Here is a 5,124-nt window from a genome sequence, read left to right on the forward strand (position 1 = left end):
ACTAGATCCTTCTCAATGAAGTTCATGACCCATCACTTGCTCTAGGACTCTTGATGTAACTTCACGCGAGAAGAAGATTGCACAATCGTTCTTTTCCGTCTCGGGTCGGGCAATGGCACTCCACAGAATCACAAAAAACACCTCACCATCAGAGCACTGAAGCAGGAAGGACAATTTCTACACCATGAATGGAATAGAGACCAGATAATTTCGCTGTTTCTTCGTATTATAGTCAATCTTTCTGCACTATCCCATTTTCACTCAAGGCAGAAAGAAAAATCCCTTGGCATTAAGCTCCTATTTCATTAATTTTCAGATTTCTTTCCCTTGATCTCAACTATCTCTGAGATAGAATGCACTTAGTCGTTTTATATTAACATTGGCGGCAACTGGATGCTTTCAGATTCGAGAAAGCAAATGACATCGTTTTTCTTTGTTGGCTTTCCAACTTTACTCGCAAATCTGAAATGGATCCTTATGAATGAAGCAATTGTTCAAAACAGCCAAGACGAACACAGGCATCAACCTTCTTTGATCTCAGAAAGCACTGGAATATAATTATCAGGTCATTATCATTCTTTCTCTCGATTCTCACTCAAATCTTTGTTAAATTCTACGGGGAGGCGATTCTATGAAACGTATTGTCATTCTAGCACTTGTATTAACGACACTCCTTATGTTTTCTGGATGTTACCTGGTTTTGAAATGTGTTGACTTTGAAGGATTCGCTGTTGGAACACAGTACCACAATGGTGATGTCTTTTCTGAACTAACGACGCAGATGGTAATAAAGCCATTCTTTTGGTCAACGGAACTCCCACTCCAAATGGTGTAATGACCGTCACAAATGCAGGTATGGCCGGGCATGCGGGTAAGGATGTCAACCTAAACAACATCACTATTTCTTTCAAGTTCCCTGTCAACCCCTCTGGTCTCATTCTCTATTACGGAGAGTACGGAGGAAATATAAATGTGGAAATAAATGGGGTTCTCGAAAATGTACAGGGCTTCTCTGATATCGATGGAAAAGTAATCGGGGGAGTGAATGTGACTTTGACAGGCGTGAGCGGCTCTAAGGGAATACTGAATCTTCAGGGTGCAATTACATCTTTTTCGATAGGAGGTCAGGAACTCTGGATAGACCACATTTGCCCGCGAAAATAAAACTAACGAAGCTCAGCACTTCTAATGCCCTTCAGTCTTGAAAGCCCAACAATAAGAGTCTTGACTTTTATTGCATCGCCTTTACTCACTTCAACCAAGAGACTTAAGCTCTCTTCGTCCTCGTCGATTTCTAGCGACTCAACTGTCAATCCATTATCCATGAACCATTCTGAAACCTTCTTAGACATCTCTTGAGTGTTGTTGGCGACAATTAGGACCCTGGGTAGATTTCTTCCCCCTATGAGAAGCTCTATTTTCTTGAGAAAGAGAACAATCATCAATGCAAATACCGTAACAATTGCAGAAAGCAAGTACTCTCCACTGCCGAATCCCATTCCTACGGCAGCGGTCACCCATAGTGTTGCAGCCGTTGTCAAGCCCTTAACGGAAAACCCCTTCTTCAATATGGTTCCCGCACCCAGAAATCCTATTCCAGAAACAATTTGTGCAGCAACACGGCCAGGGTCACCGTGTTCGGCAGTTACAAAAACGGTCGTGGAAAGAACCGTTATAAAGGCGGCCCCGACGCAAATTAGCGAATGCGTCCTAAGTCCAGCAGGCTTATAGATTCTCTCTCTCGTGACTCCAATCAATGCTCCCGCAACTAGGGCACAGAATAATCTAAAGGATAAATCCAGATACTCCAACTGCAAACCCTCCCTTAAGTAAAGATTATAACTCTTCTTTCCGGTATGAAGGCGTTGAAATATGACTAGTTTGTCAGAACGCACTTCCAGTGGTCTCACTGAGCTGCACTTGATCACTTTGACGATAGAAACCGATTTGGATGTTCTTTATATTGCGTATCTGGTGCTTGCTGTGAGTCATCGACTGACCTGGTTGTCTGTTCAGTATCAAAATATACATCATTGATAGTCTTGCCGAACGAAAATGATATCATTGTTTTGGAGGAGGGATTATCGTGCTGGTTCCAGTGGTTCTGGCTGCTGGTAAGGGGAAAAGGCTGAAAACTTCGATACCAAAACCTCTTGTCAAAGTAAGAGGAAAATCAATGATAGTGCTCGTTCTCAATAAAATCAAAGGAATTTGTGATAGCAATACTTCGATCGTTGTTATCAATCCCGATTTTGAAAGTGATTTTAGGGAAGCTCTTGATAGGAATGTTCTAATAGCAAATCAAGATTCCCCAAAAGGGACTGCCGACGCTTTGAAAAGTGCACTTCATCTCATCCCTGAGTACTCAGATATTCTCGTTATGTATTCAGACCTTATACTCATCAGAGAAGAATCTTTGAAAGCTATGACTGACCTCCACAACACGAGAAAATGTGATATCACTTTTCTCTCTGGAGTAACAGACATAAGATTTCCATATGCCCTGGTAGAGAGGGACGAATCTGGCAATGTCATCTCCTTCAAGGAGAGAAAGATCCCTGACTTTCCTCCGCCCTGGGAATTCTATATAGGCCCGATAATTATCAGGAAGGAAATTGTGGAACACTACATTGAGAAACTTGTACCAAACAGTGAAACCGGAGAAATTTACATTGCCGATATTGTCTCTTTAGCATTGAGTGACAATAAGTCTGTATGCGGCTTTAAGACGCAGAACGATGAGGAGTTTCTGGGCGTTAACACTCCTGAAGATCTAGAACTCGCAGAAAAAATGCTATCTGACTGAACCTTTTTCTTCGGGGTTAAGTCTCATTATCAGAGACCAGAGAAACCACAGGCACAACCCCTTTAGAATGTAAGGCAAGCGAAGGCGACATGGATTACCCCTGAGTTACAAAGACCGGGACCTAGTCCCGGTCTTTACTTAATCAAGCTGATGCTAATCAATATTTGTCTAAATCGGTGAACTGATCCCATTCTTCAAGATGGCTGAATTCAGGGGATTCACTCCAATCGAGACCTTTTCTGATGAAATCCATAAGATTCTCAAGAATTATCTGATGTTTGTTTTCTTCCGCGGCCAGCTTAAGAAGTGTCTCCTTCTCAGATGGTTCACTGGTAAGCTTAGCCTGATCAAGGTAAAGCTTGACGCTCTCTTTTTCCATCTCGACTGCATGTTCATATGCATCAAGATTAGTTGCTTCAACTTCGAAGCACTTTTCGTCTTTAAGCATTTCCGAGAACATGTTCCTGGTTGTCTTGAAAGTATAAGTGCCCTTATACATGTAGTTCTTATCCTTAAAACCACTTATTATCTCATAGTGTCTTTGCTCATCGTTCGCAAGCATCTCAAACAGCTTCTTCAGCTGCAAGTCCTTTGCACATTCCGCCTGCTTTGTGTAATAAGCCTTTCCATCCTTTTCCAACTTAAGGGCGTAATCGATAGCGTTCATCTAAAACCTCCTTTGGAGAATCACAAAAACAGAAAAACCATCCGATTCTGACAAAAAGCGGGCGGCGGTGAACCACCCGCACAATTCACATTGAATCAATCAGATGCAAGTCTCCTGTATGTTTCATACCTTTCTTTAGCGTCTTTCTCAGCCTTCTCGAACAATTCATCGGCAATATCGGGGAACGTTGATTTTAGGGCGCTGTATCTCACTTCACCCATCAAGAAATCGACAAACGACTCTTTTGGTTCCTTCGAGTCAAGAATGAAGGGATTCTTACCCTGTTCCTTCAAGACCGGGTTGTATCTGTACAGATGCCAGTAACCTGCTGAAACCGCTCTCTTTTCTTGCTCTTGAGTCTTTCCCATTCCAATCTTGATACCATGATTGATACAGGGAGAATATGCAATAATCAGCGATGGACCCGGATACTTCTCGGCTTCTGTAATAGCCTTCATAACTTGATTCTTATCTGCTCCCATGGCAACTTGCGCAACATAGACATAGCCATAAGTCATTGCCATTCTTCCAAGATCCTTCTTCTTCGTTTTCTTTCCTGAAGCGGCAAATTTAGCTACAGCTGCTGTCGGAGTAGATTTAGAAGACTGACCACCGGTATTGGAGTAGACTTCAGTGTCGAATACGAGAACATTCACATCTTTGCCCGAGGCGAGCACGTGATCGAGACCGCCGTATCCAATGTCATAGCCCCATCCGTCTCCTCCGAAGATCCAAATGGACTTCTTAATTAGCAGATCCTTTCTCTCTTCAATCGCCTTCATAAGTTCATTGGCCTTCTCATTATTACAACCCTTCGAGATGACTTTCAGGATATCAAGCGTTGCTGCTTTTGAAGCCTTCGAGTCGTCTTTCCCTTCTAGCCAGGCTTCAAATGGCGCCTTCATGTCTTCTGGAATGTCTTGCTTCAGAAGCTCCTCCATTATCTCGGCAAGCTTATTCCTGCCATGATTAATTGCCATTGCCATTCCGAATCCATACTCAGCGTTATCTTCGAAGAGAGAGTTGGCCCAGGCCGGTCCCTTACCTTCGCTGTTCTTGCAGTAAGGAGTTGCTGGGGCCGAAGCTCCCCAGATTGACGAACAGCCTGTTGCGTTGGCGATGAGCATTCGATCTCCGAATAATTGTGTCACTAACTTCGCATACGGTGTCTCTCCACAACCCGCGCAAGCTCCAGAGAATTCGAGAAGAGGTTTTGAGAACTGACTGCCCTTAAGGGTCTCAACATTCATGACGTCTTTCTTCTCCGAAACGGTAGTGGCAAATTCCCAGTTTGGACCCTCTCTATCGATCTGTGTCTCGAGTGGCTTCATTACCAGTGCCTTGTTAGGGGCCGGACAGATGTCCGCGCAGTTTCCACATCCCGTGCAGTCCAGTGGCGAAACCTGAATTCTGTACTTCAGTCCATCGAAAGTCTTTCCACCCATTGCCTTCTTAGTCTCGAAGGAATCGGGAGCCTTGCTTTCTTCTTCATCGTTGATCAGGAAAGGCCTAATTGCTGCATGAGGACAGACATAAGAACACTGGTTACACTGAATGCAATTGTCTATCTGCCACTCTGGAATCATAACCGCTATTCCGCGCTTTTCATATGCCGATGTACCATTCGGGAATTCTCCGTTTTCTCTCCCAA

6 protein-coding genes are annotated in these 5,124 nt (G+C 43.6%); 3 read left to right on the forward strand and 3 right to left on the reverse strand.

Going from position 1 to position 5,124, the window contains the following annotated elements; translation table 11 throughout:
• Positions 1-631: 631 nt before the first annotated feature.
• Positions 632-835 carry a hypothetical protein gene (locus ENN47_06045; protein ID HDP77732.1) on the forward strand — a complete coding sequence of 68 codons (204 nt, stop codon included), beginning with the start codon at positions 632-634 and terminating at the stop codon, positions 833-835.
• The gene (locus ENN47_06050; GenBank protein ID HDP77733.1) at positions 835-1,164 is read left to right on the forward strand and encodes a hypothetical protein; all 330 of its coding nucleotides are present in this window, start codon (positions 835-837) and stop codon (positions 1,162-1,164) included. Before ENN47_06045 ends, ENN47_06050 begins: the two co-directional genes overlap by 1 nt.
• A 2-nt stretch (positions 1,165-1,166) precedes the next feature.
• On the opposite strand, the gene ENN47_06055 is transcribed toward ENN47_06050, so the two are convergent.
• Entirely contained in the window at positions 1,167-1,811 is a 645-nt protein-coding gene (locus tag ENN47_06055) for an MgtC/SapB family protein (protein ID HDP77734.1), read from the reverse strand.
• A gap of 275 nt (positions 1,812-2,086) precedes the next feature.
• Between ENN47_06055 and ENN47_06060 the strand changes: the two genes are divergently transcribed.
• On the forward strand, positions 2,087-2,806 hold the full coding sequence (locus tag ENN47_06060) for a glucosamine-1-phosphate N-acetyltransferase (GenBank protein ID HDP77735.1): 720 nt from the start codon (positions 2,087-2,089) through the stop codon (positions 2,804-2,806).
• A 157-nt stretch (positions 2,807-2,963) separates the two neighbouring features.
• Here the strand turns inward: ENN47_06060 and ENN47_06065 are convergent, their stop codons facing one another.
• Both ENN47_06065 and ENN47_06070 read right to left on the reverse strand, forming a co-directional pair.
• Positions 2,964-3,473, reverse strand: coding sequence for a Rubrerythrin (locus ENN47_06065; GenBank protein ID HDP77736.1), 510 nt, complete (start codon positions 3,471-3,473; stop codon positions 2,964-2,966).
• Positions 3,474-3,568: 95 nt separating this feature from the next.
• Positions 3,569-5,124: 4Fe-4S dicluster domain-containing protein (locus ENN47_06070; GenBank protein ID HDP77737.1), on the reverse strand; the 1,556-nt coding region annotated here is incomplete at its 5' end.

The sequence above is a fragment of the Mesotoga infera genome, from assembly GCA_011045915.1.
GTDB classification, from domain to species: Bacteria; Thermotogota; Thermotogae; order Petrotogales; family Kosmotogaceae; genus Mesotoga; species Mesotoga infera_D.